13 protein-coding genes are annotated in these 14,268 nt (G+C 66.1%); 6 read left to right on the top strand and 7 right to left on the bottom strand.

Annotated features, from left to right (window positions below):
* Nucleotides 1-115 precede the first annotated feature (115 nt).
* On the top strand, nt 116-1,468 hold the full coding sequence (locus tag AC1DOQ_RS22615) for an SGNH/GDSL hydrolase family protein (protein WP_477369345.1): 1,353 nt from the start codon (nt 116-118) through the stop codon (nt 1,466-1,468).
* 28 nt (nt 1,469-1,496) lie between these two features.
* Complete coding sequence (locus AC1DOQ_RS22610) at nt 1,497-2,177, top strand: OmpW/AlkL family protein (protein ID WP_477369343.1); 681 nt, start codon at nt 1,497-1,499, stop codon at nt 2,175-2,177.
* Here the strand turns inward: AC1DOQ_RS22610 and AC1DOQ_RS22605 are convergent.
* On the bottom strand, nt 2,174-3,649 hold the full coding sequence (locus tag AC1DOQ_RS22605) for a cytochrome P450 (RefSeq protein ID WP_477369341.1): 1,476 nt from the start codon (nt 3,647-3,649) through the stop codon (nt 2,174-2,176). The genes AC1DOQ_RS22610 and AC1DOQ_RS22605 overlap by 4 nt on opposite strands.
* Entirely contained in the window at nt 3,603-4,508 is a 906-nt protein-coding gene (locus tag AC1DOQ_RS22600) for a helix-turn-helix domain-containing protein (RefSeq protein WP_477369339.1), read from the bottom strand. The genes AC1DOQ_RS22605 and AC1DOQ_RS22600 overlap by 47 nt, the downstream gene beginning before the upstream one ends.
* A gap of 158 nt (nt 4,509-4,666) precedes the next feature.
* On the opposite strand from AC1DOQ_RS22600, the gene AC1DOQ_RS22595 reads away from it, so the two are divergent.
* Nucleotides 4,667-5,620, top strand: a complete 954-nt coding sequence (locus AC1DOQ_RS22595) for an IS1595 family transposase (protein WP_477369337.1) — start codon at nt 4,667-4,669, stop codon at nt 5,618-5,620.
* 67 nt (nt 5,621-5,687) lie between these two features.
* Here the strand turns inward: AC1DOQ_RS22595 and AC1DOQ_RS22590 are convergent, their stop codons facing one another.
* From AC1DOQ_RS22590 to AC1DOQ_RS22575, 4 genes are all read right to left on the bottom strand, one after another.
* Nucleotides 5,688-6,866: an acyl-CoA dehydrogenase gene (locus AC1DOQ_RS22590; protein ID WP_477369335.1), complete on the bottom strand. Its 1,179-nt coding sequence runs from the start codon at nt 6,864-6,866 to the stop codon at nt 5,688-5,690.
* 26 nt (nt 6,867-6,892) lie between these two features.
* Nucleotides 6,893-7,684 carry an ABC transporter ATP-binding protein gene (locus AC1DOQ_RS22585; protein ID WP_477369333.1) on the bottom strand — a complete coding sequence of 264 codons (792 nt, stop codon included), beginning with the start codon at nt 7,682-7,684 and terminating at the stop codon, nt 6,893-6,895.
* Nucleotides 7,685-7,693: 9 nt separating this feature from the next.
* The gene (locus tag AC1DOQ_RS22580) at nt 7,694-8,434 is read right to left on the bottom strand and encodes an ABC transporter permease (protein ID WP_477369431.1); all 741 of its coding nucleotides are present in this window, start codon (nt 8,432-8,434) and stop codon (nt 7,694-7,696) included.
* Nucleotides 8,435-8,531: 97 nt separating this feature from the next.
* Nucleotides 8,532-9,524, bottom strand: a complete 993-nt coding sequence (locus tag AC1DOQ_RS22575) for an ABC transporter substrate-binding protein (RefSeq protein WP_477369331.1) — start codon at nt 9,522-9,524, stop codon at nt 8,532-8,534.
* A gap of 334 nt (nt 9,525-9,858) precedes the next feature.
* Between AC1DOQ_RS22575 and AC1DOQ_RS22570 the strand changes: the two genes are divergently transcribed.
* Genes AC1DOQ_RS22570 through AC1DOQ_RS22560 form a run of 3 tightly spaced genes read left to right on the top strand, consistent with a single transcriptional unit; the run spans nt 9,859 to nt 13,407 of the window.
* Entirely contained in the window at nt 9,859-11,097 is a 1,239-nt protein-coding gene (locus AC1DOQ_RS22570) for a nucleoside recognition domain-containing protein (RefSeq protein WP_477369329.1), read from the top strand.
* A gap of 25 nt (nt 11,098-11,122) precedes the next feature.
* Entirely contained in the window at nt 11,123-12,826 is a 1,704-nt protein-coding gene (dacB, locus tag AC1DOQ_RS22565; protein ID WP_477369327.1) for a D-alanyl-D-alanine carboxypeptidase/D-alanyl-D-alanine endopeptidase, read from the top strand.
* The gene (locus tag AC1DOQ_RS22560; RefSeq protein WP_477369325.1) at nt 12,823-13,407 is read left to right on the top strand and encodes an N-acetyltransferase family protein; all 585 of its coding nucleotides are present in this window, start codon (nt 12,823-12,825) and stop codon (nt 13,405-13,407) included. Before dacB ends, AC1DOQ_RS22560 begins: the two co-directional genes overlap by 4 nt.
* 29 nt (nt 13,408-13,436) lie before the next feature.
* Here the strand turns inward: AC1DOQ_RS22560 and AC1DOQ_RS22555 are convergent, their stop codons facing one another.
* Entirely contained in the window at nt 13,437-14,144 is a 708-nt protein-coding gene (locus tag AC1DOQ_RS22555) for a hypothetical protein (protein WP_477369323.1), read from the bottom strand.
* Nucleotides 14,145-14,268 lie beyond the last annotated feature (124 nt).

Below are 14,268 nucleotides of genomic sequence, written 5' to 3'. Positions count from 1 at the left end.
GGCCTGAAGGCCATTTCCGCTATACAACCAGGAAGAACACTGGCATATTAGTTGGGATACGAATAGCACGGGCGTTCGTTTCAAAAGCAAAGAAAAACCTCATCTAGGAGACACAATGCGTAAGACCTCTTTCGCGCTCGCGCTGCTGACCGCGGCCGTTCTGACCGCCTGCGGTGGTAACGGCCCTCGCGGCGGCGACCAGACGCCCAAGACCAAATTCAGCAACCAGATCACCTTCGGCGACAGCCTTTCCGACGTCGGCACCTATGCCGTCGGCGGCGTGGCAGCCCTGGGCGGCGGCCAGTACACGATCAACGGCAACAACACCTCGGTCAGCCCTGAACTGACCGGCAAGAACTACACCCAGCTGATCGCAGCCCAACTCGGCCTGCCGGCCCCGTGCGCGGCCCAGACCGGCCTGCAGGGCACCGCATCCGCAGGCTTCTCGGTACCGGTCACCGACCATCCGGAATGCTTCAACTACGCCCAGGGCGGCGCCCGCGTGACCAATCCGATCGGCCCGGGCAACAAGGCGCTCGACAAGCCGGGCGCGATCTCGCTGGGCCAGATGACCGTGCCGGTCGTGACCCAGATCGCCAACCACCTGAAGAAGGCCGGCGGCAAGTTCAAGGGCGATGAACTGGTCATCGTCATGGCAGGCGGCAACGACGTGCTGGAACAGCTCGGCGAACTGTCGGCCGGCGCCACCGCCGCCGGCGGCCAGGCCCTGGCACAGAGCCTGGTGGCCCAGCTGGCTCCGGGTACCACCAACCCGGCCACCGGCGCCGCCGCGATCGGCGCAGCGATCCAGGCCGAAGCCGCCAAGGGCAGCGCCGCCCCGGCCATCATCACCGCCGCGATCACCGCCGCCGTCATGAACGGCAACACCGCCGCCGCCGCCAACGCCACCGCCATCGGCACCAAGGCAGGCGCCGACGCGCAAGCCGCCGGCCTGGCTTACTCGGCCGCCCACGGTCCGGACCTGGTCAAGGCCCTGGCCACCGCCGGCGCCGAGCTGGGTGCCCTGGTCAAGAACCAGATCGTGGCCAACGGCGCAGGCTATGTGGTCGTGAACAACCTGCCGGACGTGTCGATCTCGCCGTCGGCGAAGGCGCAGTCGGCCGATACCCAGAAGCTGATCCAGGCCATGGTTGCCGCCTTCAACGACCAGCTGAAGGCTGCCGTCGGCGGCGAAGCCAAGGTGCTGTACGTCGACCTGGCCGCCATCAGCCGTGACCAGTCCGTCAATCCGACGCCTTACGGCCTGACCAACACCACGACCCCGGCCTGCGACCTGAGCGCCGCCAAGAATCCGCTGGGTTCCTCCCTGGTCTGCAACAAGAACAATCTGATCGCTGGCGACGTCAGCCACTACATGTTCGCCGACTCCGTGCACCCGACCCCGTTCGAGTACTCGCTGATCGCGCGCTATGTACTGGAGCAGATGACCGTCAAGGGCTGGCTGTAATTTTCACGGATAAGAACAAGGAAAACACATGAATGCACGTATCAATTTCGTGAAACTGCTGGTGGCCGCGGGCGCGCTGGCCGCCGCGACCGGTGCCTCGGCGCAGTCGGCGGGACAGTTCACCGTGTCGGTGGGCGCCAACATGCTGAAACCGCACGTGACCAGCGGCGCGATCTCGGCGCCGGCGCTGCCGAACTCGCTGGGCGACGTCAGCAAGGACACCCAGCCGGTGGCCGTCATCACCTACGGCCTGACCGACAACATCTCGGTCGAGACCGCGATCGGCACCCCTTACAAGCACAAGCTGTACGGCGCCGGCTCCATCACCGGCACCGGCCAGCTGGGCACCGTCGAGGCCCTGCCGGCGATCGCCCTGCTGCAATACCGCTTCTTCTCGCCGAATTCGATGATTCGTCCCTTCGTCGGCCTGGGCGTGACCTACGCGATGTTCCAGAAGGAAACCGGCTCGTTCGCGATGACCGCCCTGACCAATCCGGGCGGCGGCACCCCGACCACCTTCCGCATCGATAACAAGTGGACCTATTCGGGTCAGGTCGGCCTGCAGTTCAACATCAACGAGAAGTGGTTTGCCAACGCGGCCTTCATCAAGACCAAGCTGAAAACCGATGTGCATTTCTCGACGAATCAGGAGCAGCACATGAAGCTGGATCCGGACTCGTACATCGTGTCGGTCGGCTACAAGTTCTAAGCCGCTCGTTCCCGAGCTGAACCGCTCTTGAAAACCCCGCCTCGGCGGGGTTTTTTCATGGCGGACCAGGAACACGTGGCGCGCTCGCGCACGGCCGGCGGGCGCGGCGCCAGCACCAGCCGCAGTCCGCCGGCGGGACGCAGGGTCACCTGCATGCGCGGCTCGGGCGCGGCCTGGCCGGGCGCCGGCGCGAGCGTGAAGCGCTGCACCAGCATCGCCAGGGCCAGCGCCATCTCCATCGAGGCGAAAGCGTTGCCGATGCAGACCCGCGGCCCGGCGCCGAAGGGAATATACGCACCGCGCGGCAGCTCGCGCGCGGCCTGCGGGTCGAAGCGTGCCGGGTCGAAGCGCTCCGGCTGCGGGAACCAGCGCGCATCGCCCTGGGCGACGAAGAAGGGGATCGTCACCAGGCTGCCCTTCCGCACCAGCCAGTCGCCGATCCGCACGTCCTCGACCGCACGGCGCATCAGCACGCCGGGCACGGGCGGATAGCGGCGCAGGGTTTCCTTGACCAGGGCCGCCAGCAGGGGCAGCCGCGCCAGGTCGGCCATCGCCGGCGCCCGCGGACCGAGCACCGTGTCGACCTCGTGGGCCACGCCTGCGGCCAGCTCCGGATCGGCGGCCAGCGCCCACGCCGCCCAGGCCAGTGCGGTGGCGGTGGTCTCGTGGCCGGCCAGGAAGATCGTCATCAGCTGGTCGCGGATCTCGTCTTCAGGCAGCGGGGCGCCGCTGGCCTCGTCGCGCGCCGCCAGCAGCATGCCGAGCAGGTCGTCGTCCCTGCCGGCATCGGCGCCGCCGCGGCGTGCGCGGATGTGTGCGCGCACCAGGTCGTCCAGCAGGCGCAATTCCTTGCGCTTGCGCGCCTGGCGCGGCAGCGGCGCCCAGGCCGGGATCGCGAAGGGCAGGAACATCTCGGCATAGCCGATCGCCGCCAGGGTGCGGATCGCCTGTTCGATGCGCGCCGTGTCCTGTTCCACCTTGCTGCCGAACATCGTGCGCAGGATGATGTCCATGGCCAGCATGTTCATCGTGTGCTCGGCATCGACCGGGGTGCCGCCATCCGCCGGCAGGCTGCCGAAGGCATCGGCGGCGGCCGCCGTCACCTGGATGGCGTAGGTATCGAAACGCTTCGGGCTGAAGGCCGGCAGCAGGGTACGGCGCTGGCGCTGCCAGGTCTCGCCCTCGGTGATCATCACGCTGTTGCCGTGCAACTGGCGCATGACCTTGATGTGCTGTTCGTAGCGGATGAAGGAACGCGCCTTGTCGACCAGCGCTTCGCGCACCTGGTCCGGGTGCATGAAGCCGTAGTGGTGCAGCCAGCCGTGGCGCATGTAGACCGTGTCTCCGTAGCGCTGCCGGGCCGCGCGCCAGAAGCCGAGATAGTCGTCTTCCATGTCGGCCAGCAGGCGCAGGCCGAAGGCGCGGTCACGCGGACCGGGCGGGCGGGACAGCTTCCTCATCTGCGTACTCATCGGAAAACTCCAGTCGGTAGACCCAGTCGGCTTCTTCGTGCACGACGTCGCGTGCCAGCTGGGCGGGGGTGCGGCCGGTCTGCGCCTTGCATTCGCGCGCCATGTGCGACTGGTCCGCGTAGTCGCATTCCTGGGCATGGCTGGCGAGGTCCAGCGGCTGGCCGGCAAAGTAGCGCCGCTGGGCGCTCAGGAAACTGCGCTCGCCGCGGCGCAGGCGGTTCAGGGTCTGCAGATTCGTTCCCAGCTCGCGCAGGGCCAGGCGCTGCAGCTGGCGCGGTCCGATCCCGAGTACGCTGCTGGCCATCCCCAGCGTGATGCGGCTGCCCATGCGGCGGATGCGCAGCCAGGCCGGCAGCCTGTGGTGCCGGGCGTGCTCGACGATGCAGCGTTCGACCAGGACCTGGCGGGCCGCCGTCGAGGCGGCGGCGAACACGGCGTCGGCCAGTTCGCGGCCGCGCGCGGGCAGTACGTCGTGCGCCGGGAGGAACTTGTCCTGCAGCGGCGCCAGGTCGATGCCGAACAGGGCCTGGAAGGCGTCCGGATAGAACATCGCCATGAAGGCCCAGGTATCGCCGCGGTTGCGCGAGACGACCGGATGGGTCTGGCAACCGCTGAGCACGCAGCCGGACATCACCCGGCCCTGCTGCCCGCCGCCATTCGACAGCAGCTCGGCCTCGCCCTCCAGGAACCAGGTCATCACGCAATGGGCGCTGGCGGGAAAGCGGTTCAGCAACTGCTCGCCCTGCAGCGCGCTGCCGCGGGTATCGCGCAGGATGAAGCCGCGCACGAAAGGCGACACGTCCACCGAAGGCTGGTACAGGCGCGCAATGGGCAATCGCAGAGAGGACGGGGCATTCATGATCGGTATTGTGGAATTGTTATTGATAGCAATATAGAACGATCACGACATGGCGTGGACAAGCGCAGGCGTAAAAAAAGGCGCTGTTCGCGCCAAGTGTGGAATCTATTTCGTAAGCCTGCGGTCCAATGTCGACCTGAAGCGTTGACGGAGGCCTTATGCAAGCACGGCAGTTCGAACAGTTCCTGCAACGCCTGTCCAGCCTGACCCGGCGGCAACGCGACCGCCTGCTCGCACTGCTGCAATCGGCAGCCGGCCTCGACCGCGTGCTCGAGATCGTCGAGCAGCCCGCCGCACCGCTCTGTTGCCCGCACTGCGAAGCCAGCAAACCCTATCGCCACGGTCACGCCCATGGACTGCAGCGCTACCGCTGCCGCAGTTGCCGTCGCACCTTCAACCTGCTCAGCGGGACGCCGCTGGCCCGGCTGCGCTACAAAGGGCAATGGCTCGACTATCTCGGCGGCATGCTCGACTCCCACAGCGTGCGCCGCGCAGCGCGCGAGATCGGCGTGGCCAGTGCGACCAGTTTTCGCTGGCGTCACCGCTTCCTGTCCCTGAGCAAGGATGACCGCCCACAGCGCTTGAGCGGTATCGCCGAAGCCGATGAGATGTATGTGCTCGAATCGCACAAGGGTTCCCGACATCTCACTCGACCACCACGAAAGCGCGGCGGCAAGGCGACGAAGCGTGGGATCTCGAACGAGCAGGTGTGCATCCTGGTCGCACGCGATCGCAGCGGCCAGACCATCGACGCCGTGACCGGCAAGGGCAGCGTGAGCAAGCGGCAGCTAGTGGAACACCTGGGGCCAAGGCTGGAGCGCGACGTGCTGCTGGTGACCGACAGCCACGCCGCCTATCCGGCATTCGCGCGGGAGCTCGGGATCTCACATGAAGCCATCAACGCGAGCGCCGGCGAACGAAGGCGCGGTGCGCTGCACATCCAGAACGTCAACGCCTATCACAGCCGGATGCGCGCCTGGCTGCTGCCATTTCGCGGCGTCGCGAGCCGTTACCTGTCCCATTACTTCGGCTGGCGCTGGGCGCTGGATGGGCGGCGAATCGCCAGTGCGGATGCCTTTTTGAGAGCGGCGCTCGGCAGATTCAACACCTAGCGCGAACAGCGCCTAAAAAAACCCGCTCGGAAGCGGGTTTCTTGCCGGTCAGGCGAGCATCAGCAGGTCAGAACGCCGCGATGCCGGTCTGCGCACGGCCCAGGATCAGGGCGTGGATGTCGTGCGTGCCTTCATAGGTGTTGACCACCTCGAGGTTGACCATGTGGCGGATGATGCCGAACTCGTCGGAGATGCCGTTACCGCCCAGCATGTCGCGCGCGACGCGGGCGATGTCCAGCGCCTTGCCGCAGGAATTGCGCTTCATGATCGAGGTGATCTCGACCGCCGCCGTRCCTTCGTCCTTCATGCGGCCCAGGCGCAGGCAGCCCTGCAGGCCCAAGGTGATCTCGGTCTGCATGTCGGCCAGCTTCTTCTGCACCAGCTGGTTCGCRGCCAGCGGCTTGCCGAACTGCTTGCGGTCCAGCACGTACTGGCGCGCGGTGTGCCAGCAGTCTTCCGCYGCGCCCAGCGCGCCCCAGGCGATGCCRTAGCGSGCCGAGTTCAGGCAGGTGAACGGACCCTTCAGGCCGCGCACTTCCGGGAAAGCGTTTTCTTCCGGGCAGAACACTTCGTCCATGACGATTTCTCCGGTGACGGAGGCGCGMAGGCCGAACTTGCCGTGGATCGCCGGGGCGCTCAAGCCYTTCCAGCCCTTTTCCAGCACGAAGCCGCGGATCGCGCCTTCGTCGTCCTTGGCCCAGACCACGAACACGTCGGCGACCGGSGAATTSGTGATCCACATCTTCGAGCCGGTSAGCGARTAGCCGCCRTCCACCTTGCGGGCGCGGGTGACCATCGAGGCCGGATCGGAACCRTGGTTCGGCTCGGTCAGGCCGAAGCAGCCGATCCATTCGCCGGTGGCCAGCTTCGGCAGGTATTTCTGCTTGGTTTCCTCGTTGCCGAAYTCRWAGATCGGCACCATCACCAGCGAGGATTGCACGCTCATCATCGAGCGGTAGCCGGAATCGACGCGCTCGACTTCGCGGGCGATCAGGCCGTAGGACACATAGTTCAGGCCGGGGCCGCCGTACTGTTCCGGAATGGTCGGGCCCAGCAGGCCGAGTTCGCCCATCTCGCGGAAGATGGACGTGTCCATGGCTTCGTGGCGGAAGGCTTCGAGGATGCGCGGCTGCAGCTTGTCCTGGCAGTAGGCCGCGGCGGCGTCGCGCACCATGCGCTCTTCGTCGGTGAGCTGCTGGTTCAGCAGCAGCGGGTCATCCCAGTGGAATTGGGCTTTTTGTCTCATGATGTTCTCTTTCTTGTCTTGTCGCTTCAGTCGGCGGTCGCGGTCAGGCGCTCGGCGTTCTCGTGGCGCTGCTGCTCTTCCATCACCAGTTCGCCCAGCATGCGCTTGAGGCGGTTGAATTCCGGATCGGCCGGATCGCGCGGGCGCTCCAGCGTGATCGGCACGTCGCGCTTGATGGTGCCGGGACGGTAGGTCATCACGATGGTGCGGTCGGCCAGGTAGACCGATTCCTCGATGCTGTGGGTGACGAACACGATGGTGGTGCCGAAGGTCTTCCAGATCTTCAGCAACTCGTCCTGCAGGTTGCGCCGGGTGAGGGCGTCGAGGGCGCCGAAGGGCTCGTCCATCAGCATGACCGGCGACTCCAGCGCCAGCACGCGGGCGATCGCCACACGCTGGCGCATGCCGCCCGACAGGTCCTTCGGATAGCGCGCGCGGAAATCCTGCAGCTTGAGCATGTTCAGCAGGAAGTCGACGCGCTCCTTGACCTGGGCGGCGCTGCGGCCCGCCACTTCGAGGCCGAAGGCGATGTTCTTCTCGATCGTCATCCAGGGGAAGAGTGCGTACTCCTGGAACACCATGCCGCGGTCCGGACCGGGTTCGAGGATCGGCTTGTCGCCGGCCAGGATGCGGCCCGAGGTCGGATGCGAGAAGCCGGCGATCGCGTTCAGCAGGGTCGACTTGCCGCAGCCCGAAGGGCCCAGCAGGCAGATGAATTCGCCGCTGGCGATCTCGAGGTTGATGTCGCGCAGGGCGACGACCTCGCCGCCCTGGCCGGCGAATACCTTGTTGACGCCGTTGATGTGGATGGCTGTCATGTCGTCTCCTTAATGGTTGTCGAGACCGCGATGCCACTTCAGCAAGTGGTTGTTCAGCGCGCTCATGCCGGAGTCGATGGCCAGCCCCAGCAGGCCGATGGTGAACATGCCGGCGATGATCTTGTCGGACCAGAAGTATTCGCGTGCTTCCAGGATGCGAAAGCCGAGACCGTTGTTCACCGCAATCATCTCCGCGACGATCACGACGATGAAGGCGGTGCCCATGCCGATGCGCGCACCGGCCAGGATGTAGGGCGTGGCGGCCGGCAGGATCACGCGGCGGAACATCGTCATCGGGCCGACGCCGAGGTTGCGCGCCGCGCGGATATAGATCGAGTCGACCTGGTGCACGCCGGCGATGGTGTTCATCAGGACCGGGAAGAAGGAACCCAGGCTGATCAGGAAGAAGGCCGGCGGATTGCCGAGGCCGAACCACAGGATCGACAGCGGAATGTAGGCGATCGGCGGGATCGGACGCAGGATCTGCACCAGCGGGTCGAACAGTTTATAGACGGCCTTGTTGGTGCCCATCAGCAGGCCCAGCGGCAGGGCCAGGCCGGCGCCGATGGCGAAACCGACCAGCACCCGCGTCAGGCTGCTGTAGGCGTCTTCCAGCAGTTCGCCGGACACCAGCCAGCGCAGATAGCTGCCCTGGGCCGGGTCGTAGGCGCTCAAGGGCATCAGGTACTCGCCCCATTTGTGCAGCACGGCGAGGGGCGAAGGCAGGACCTGTGGATTCACCCAGCCCATGGCCGATGCGCCCTGCCACAGCAGCAGCGCCGCGAGCGGAACCGCGGCGCCATGGACCAGGCGCCGGAGCAACAGAAGATTCATCCCGACCCCTTGCTTATTTAGCGGACTTCTTGGCTGCCTGCAGCAGATCCAGCTTGACCCAGTCCTTCGCGGCCGGCGGGTTCGCCATGCGGCCGACGTTGTACTTCATCATGTAGTCGGTGGTCAGCTGGACGTGTTCGACCGTGATGTCTTCGGTGAACTTGGCGTTTTCCATCGCGTCGCGGTAATCCTCGGACGACACCTGGTTCTTGAACATCGATTCACGCACATACTTCTCGGCCAGTTTCGGATCGGCCAGGAACTTGCGGGTGGCGTCCACGAAGCACTGCATGAAGCGCTGGGCGACGTCGCGGCGTTCCTTGTACAGCTTTTCCGACATCACCAGGGCGCGGGTCGGCTCTTCCAGCGCGGTGTCGTAGGGCTTGATGATCTCGGTGCCGTATTTCTTGTTGATGGCCTGGGTCGAGTAAGGCTCGGACTGGCTCATGGCGTCGATGTTCTTGGTCAGCAGGGCCTGGTTCAGGTCCGGATAACCCATGTAGACGACCAGCACGTCCTTGCCCGGCTTGTCCGACCAGGTCATGTTGTGCTTCGACAGTTCGGCGAACAGCAGGATCTCCTGCGGGCCGCCGCGGGTGACGCCGACCTTCTTGCCCTTCAGGTCGGTGATCGAGTGGATGTTCAGGTCGGGACGGCCGACGATGCGCACGCCGCCCTTGGCGAAACCGGCCACCAGGTAGACCGGCACGCCGCTGGCGCGGCCGGAAATCGCCGCTTCCAGCGCGCTGGCCGAAACGTCGACTTCGCCCGCGATCATGGCCGGCACGATGTCCAGGCCCTTGGCGAAGACGCGCTCTTCGATCTTGAGGTTGTACTGCGGTGCGATTTCCTTCATGTAGGCCACGGCGCCGTAGTGGGCGAACTTCAGGTTGCCCAGGCGAACCAGGTCGGCCGCATGGGCCAACGGAAATTGCGCGGCGGCTGCCAGGGCGACGCCCAAGGTCTTGACGTTCAGGAATGCTTTGATGCGAGTGGCGAATGCCATTGCTGTCTCCTTGATGATTGATTGTTGTTGCACGACTCTGCGGTACGTTGCTAACAAAGCATGAGCAGTTTCCATGCCAGCCATCAAGGTTTTGGGCGACGCCCTAAGCCATTGTTTTAAAAGAACAAATGAAATGGCGCGCTGCGCCAGGCAGCGGCGATTCCGTGAATCCGCACAATCCGGCCCCGATCTGTCCGGAATGCCGCACGCCGTGTGTGGCGCCCATACATAACTTTTTCACATAGCCTCGGGGCATTCTTTCATCCTTGCAGCTTGCGCTACGCCTATACTCTCCGCTGCACAATTGAGCGCACGCTCGCCCTGACTACATCACATGGCTCTGAATTACATCTGGATCGGCTTTTTCCTGGTTGGCTTCGTCGCAGCGCTGGCCCAATGGATCTTTCTCGGAGATACCGAGATCTTCAAGCGCATCATCGACGGCACCTTCGATTCCGCCAAGATGGGCGTGATGGACATCGCCCTGCCGCTGGCCGGCGTGATGACCCTGTGGCTGGGCCTGATGAACGTCGGCGAGAAGGCCGGCGCGGTCGGCTGGCTGGCGAAGATCATTTCGCCCTTCTTCTCGCGCATCTTCCCGGAGGTACCGAAGGACCACCCGGCCACCGGCCACATGGTGATGAACTTCTCGGCCAACCTGCTGGGCCTGGACAATGCCGCCACCCCCTTCGGCCTGAAGGCGATGGAAAGCCTGCAGAGCCTGAACCCGAACAAGGACACGGCCAGCAATGCCCAGATCATGTTCCTGGTGCTGCACACCTCCGGCCTGACCCTGATCCCGCTGGCCATCATGGCCCAGCGCGCCATCCTGGGGGCGAAAGACCCCTCGGACATCTTCATTCCGTGCATGATCGCGACCTATGTCGCCACCGTCGCCGGCATCATCGCCGTCTCGATCCGCCAGCGCATCAACCTGATCAACGGCGTGGTGCTCGGCTGGCTGGGCGGCATGACGGCCGCCATCGCCGGCCTGATCTGGTACATGACGACCTTCCTCAGCAAGCCGGAAATCGAGACCTTCTCGAAAGTCGCCAGCAACCTGATCCTGTTCACCATCATCGTCGTGTTCATCGTCGGCGCGCTGCGCAAGAAGGTGAACGTGTACGAGGCCTTCATCGAGGGCGCCAAGGGCGGCATCCAGACTTCCCTAACCATCATCCCCTACCTGGTCGGGATGCTGGTGGCCATCTCCGTGATCCGCAATTCCGGCGTGCTGGGCTTCGTGGTGCAGGGCCTGGAATGGCTGATCCGCCAGGCCGGCCTCGACACCGCCTTCACCCCTGCCCTGCCGACCGCGCTGATGAAGCCGCTCTCCGGCAGCGGCTCGCGCGCGCTGATGATCGACGCCATGAAGACCTATGGCGTGGACTCCTTCGTCGGCCGCCTGGCCTGCATCTTCCAGGGCTCGGCCGACACCACCTTCTACATCGTCGCCCTGTACTTCGGTTCGGTCGGCGTGCGCAAGACCCGTTACGCCATTTCCTGCGGCCTGATCGCCGACCTGGCCGGCATCATCGCCGCCATCTCGGTGGCCTATGTGTTCTTCGCTTGATTTTTGAATGAATAAAGGGACCAGCATGTTTCGCATCCGCCCGCTTGCCTTCGCCTTCGCCGCCTTCGCTTCCTTCGGCGGCGCACTGCCTGCCCACGCCCAGCTGCCGGAGCCGGTAGCACAGGTGCTGCGCAGCACCGGCATTGCCGAGGACGCCGTCAGCGTGCTGGTGCTGCGCGACGACCAGACCGTGCTGTCCCACCTGGCGGACCGCCCGATGCAGCCGGCCTCGACCATGAAACTGGTGTCGACCCTGGTCGGCCTGGACACCCTGGGACCGGTCTTCCGCGGCCGCACCGAGCTGCGCACCACCGGCAAGCTGCAGGGCGATACGCTGAAGGGCGACCTGGTGCTGCGCGGCGGCGCCGACGTCGACCTCTCGGGAGAAGCGCTGGAAAACATGCTGCGCAGCCTGCGCTACCAGGGCATCCGCAAGATCGAGGGCAAGCTCGTCGTCGACCGCCAGCTCTTCAATCCTGCACGCACCGACCTCGGCACGCCGCCCTTCGACGAATCGCCGGAAGCGTATTACAACGTCATCCCCGATGCGGCCATGATCAACAAGAACATGCTGCAGCTGGACATGCGCTCGACCGGCTCGCGCCTCAAGCTGCAGATGCAGCCGGAGCTGCAGGGCGTGACCATCGGCCACGACATGAAGCTGGTCGACGCCAACTGCAAGCAGTGGGACGACGGCTGGAAGCTGCCGGAAGTGGTGCCGCAGAAGAACGGCGGCATCAAGGTGGTGCTCCACGGGACCTTCCCGAAAAACTGCGAGCAGAGCTATTCGATCAATGTGGTCGACCGCCAGGAATACGTGGAGCGCCTGTTCCGCGCCACCTGGAAACGGCTCGGCGGCACTATTTCCGGCACTGCCGTCGAGGGCGCGACGCCGCCAGACTCGCGCCTGCTGGCCGCCCACGTCTCGCGCACGCTGCCGGAAATCGTCCGCGATACGAACAAACCCTCGGACAACCTGCTGGCGCGCCTGATCTTCCTGAGCCTGGGCTCGCTGGAAGCGGACCCGGTACTGGGCAGCCATCCGCAAGCCGGCGCCGCCGAAACGACCTTCTCGCGCAGCGATGCTGCGGTGCGCAACTGGATGCGCAGCCATGGTATCGACGACAAGGGCCTGGTGCTGGAAAACGGTTCCGGCCTGTCGCGCATCGAACGCATCACCCCGGCGCAGATGGGCGGCCTGCTGAAGGCCGGCCTGCGCAGCCCCTGGGCGCCGGAATTCCAGTCCAGCATGCCGATCGTCGCCGTCGACGGCACCATGCGCCGCCGCCTGCACGACAGCCCGGCGGCCGGCCGCGCGCGCCTGAAGACGGGCACCCTCAGCAACGTCGTGTCGCTGGCCGGCTATGTGCCGGACGCCACCGGCAAGCCGCTGGTCGTGGTGGCGATGGTCAACAGCAGCCTGGCCGGCAATGGCCGCGGCCGCGCCGTGGTCGACACCCTGGTCGACTGGGCATCGCGCCTGGGCGGTCCTGCCCAGCCGGTGCTGAGCGTGCCGGGACAGCCGGCGCCGAGCCAGCCGGCGCCGGAGCCGCAGACCACGCCGCAAGGCGCGCTGGCCACGCCGCCGGCCCAGCCCGAACAGCCGCTGCAACCGGCCCAGCCGCAGACCCAGCCCCGGCAAGCCACCCAGCAGGGGCAGCAGCAGGGCCAGGACAGCAACCAGCGCCAGCCCATGCCGCCGGCCCCGGCGGCGCTGGAACGCCCGTGAGCGCCGACGCTCCGGCGCCGGCGCCGGCGCCTGCCTCCGCATCGGCAGGCACGCCCGCCGGCATCCGCATCCGCCGCTTCACGGCGCGCGAGTGGCCGGCCTACCGCGCCCTGCGCCTGCGCTCGCTGGCCGACGCACCCGAGGCCTTCGGCAGCAGCCACGCCGCCGAGGAAGCCTGGGCCCAGGAACTGTGGATGGCGCGCCTGACCGCGGCCAGCGTCTCGGGCCGCGACTGCCCGCTGGTCGCGGAATCGGCCGGACCGGACGGCGCCATCACTGACATGCTCGGCTTGCTCTGGGCCAAGTGCGACGCCGAGGATGCCGGCATCGTCAACCTGTTCCAGATGTGGGTCGCGCCGGAAGCGCGCGGCCGCGGCGTGGCCGCCGCCCTGGTCGACGAAGCCGTGGCCTGGGCGCGTTCGATCCGCGCGCACACCGTCCGCCTGGGCGTCGTCTGCAGCAACCAGGCCGCGATCCGGCTTTACCTGCGCAAGGGCTTCCGCGAGGTCGGCACGCCGGCGCCGATCCGCCCCGGTTCGGCGCTGCTCGAGCAAACGATGTGCCTGAATTTGATGCAATAAAATTTCAAATTTAGCCTAGTTTTGAAATTCTATTGCGGCACCGAATTCGGCTTGGCCGCCCCCGCCGACGATGCGGCGCCGCCCGTATTCGCCTGCGCCGTATTCGTGCCCGGCTCCATCCACGGCGTGCCGGCCAGGTTGGGCTTGGCTTCCACCAATGAGACATTGGCGCCGGTGCCCTCGCGGATCGCGCGCACCACGTCCATCATGGTCGACTCGGTGAATTTTTCCGGCGTGCCGAGGAACACGCTGCCCAGGCGCCGCGGCCAATCCATGATGCCGCCCTCGGGCTTGGTGAACACGGCAACCATGTCGAGGTGATAGCCGCTCTTGTAGGGGAAGAGGCAGGCGACCAGGTTCATGTCCTCGGTACCGCGCACCCGCGGGGTCGCCTTGGCGGTCCATGCCGCGCCGTCGCAGCTGGGGCTCCTGGCCACCGGCGAGCCCGGCGGCACGCCGGCCGGATCGGCGATCTTGAAGTGGCCGGGCAGGTCGGTCGCCTCGACGCCGGGAGGCGTTGCCACCACCGCATCCTTGACGTTGCGGTTGATGCCGTCGGTGGCCGCCTTGGCGACCGACTGCGCGGGAGCGTCGGTCCTGATGTCGAATACCCGGTAGTACTCGACCGTCGTACTGCGCGACGCCAGCGGGTTGTTGCCGCCCCCGGTACTGCATCCTGCCAGCGTGGCCGACAGTCCGGCGGCCAGTGCGCAAGCCATCATCATGCCTCTCATCATGCACCCTCCCTGTTGGTTGGACGTCTGTGACGGCTCCAATTTTTACGCTCGCTCATGCATGACGAATGAGTTGGCTCAAGCGTGCGCGGGTGCCGTCAGCATGGCGCCACAGGGATGCGGCAAG

Source organism: Massilia sp. 01N417, assembly GCF_056399645.1.
The sequence above is the reverse complement of the archived record's forward strand: the minus strand, read 5'-3'. Positions and strand labels throughout refer to the sequence as shown.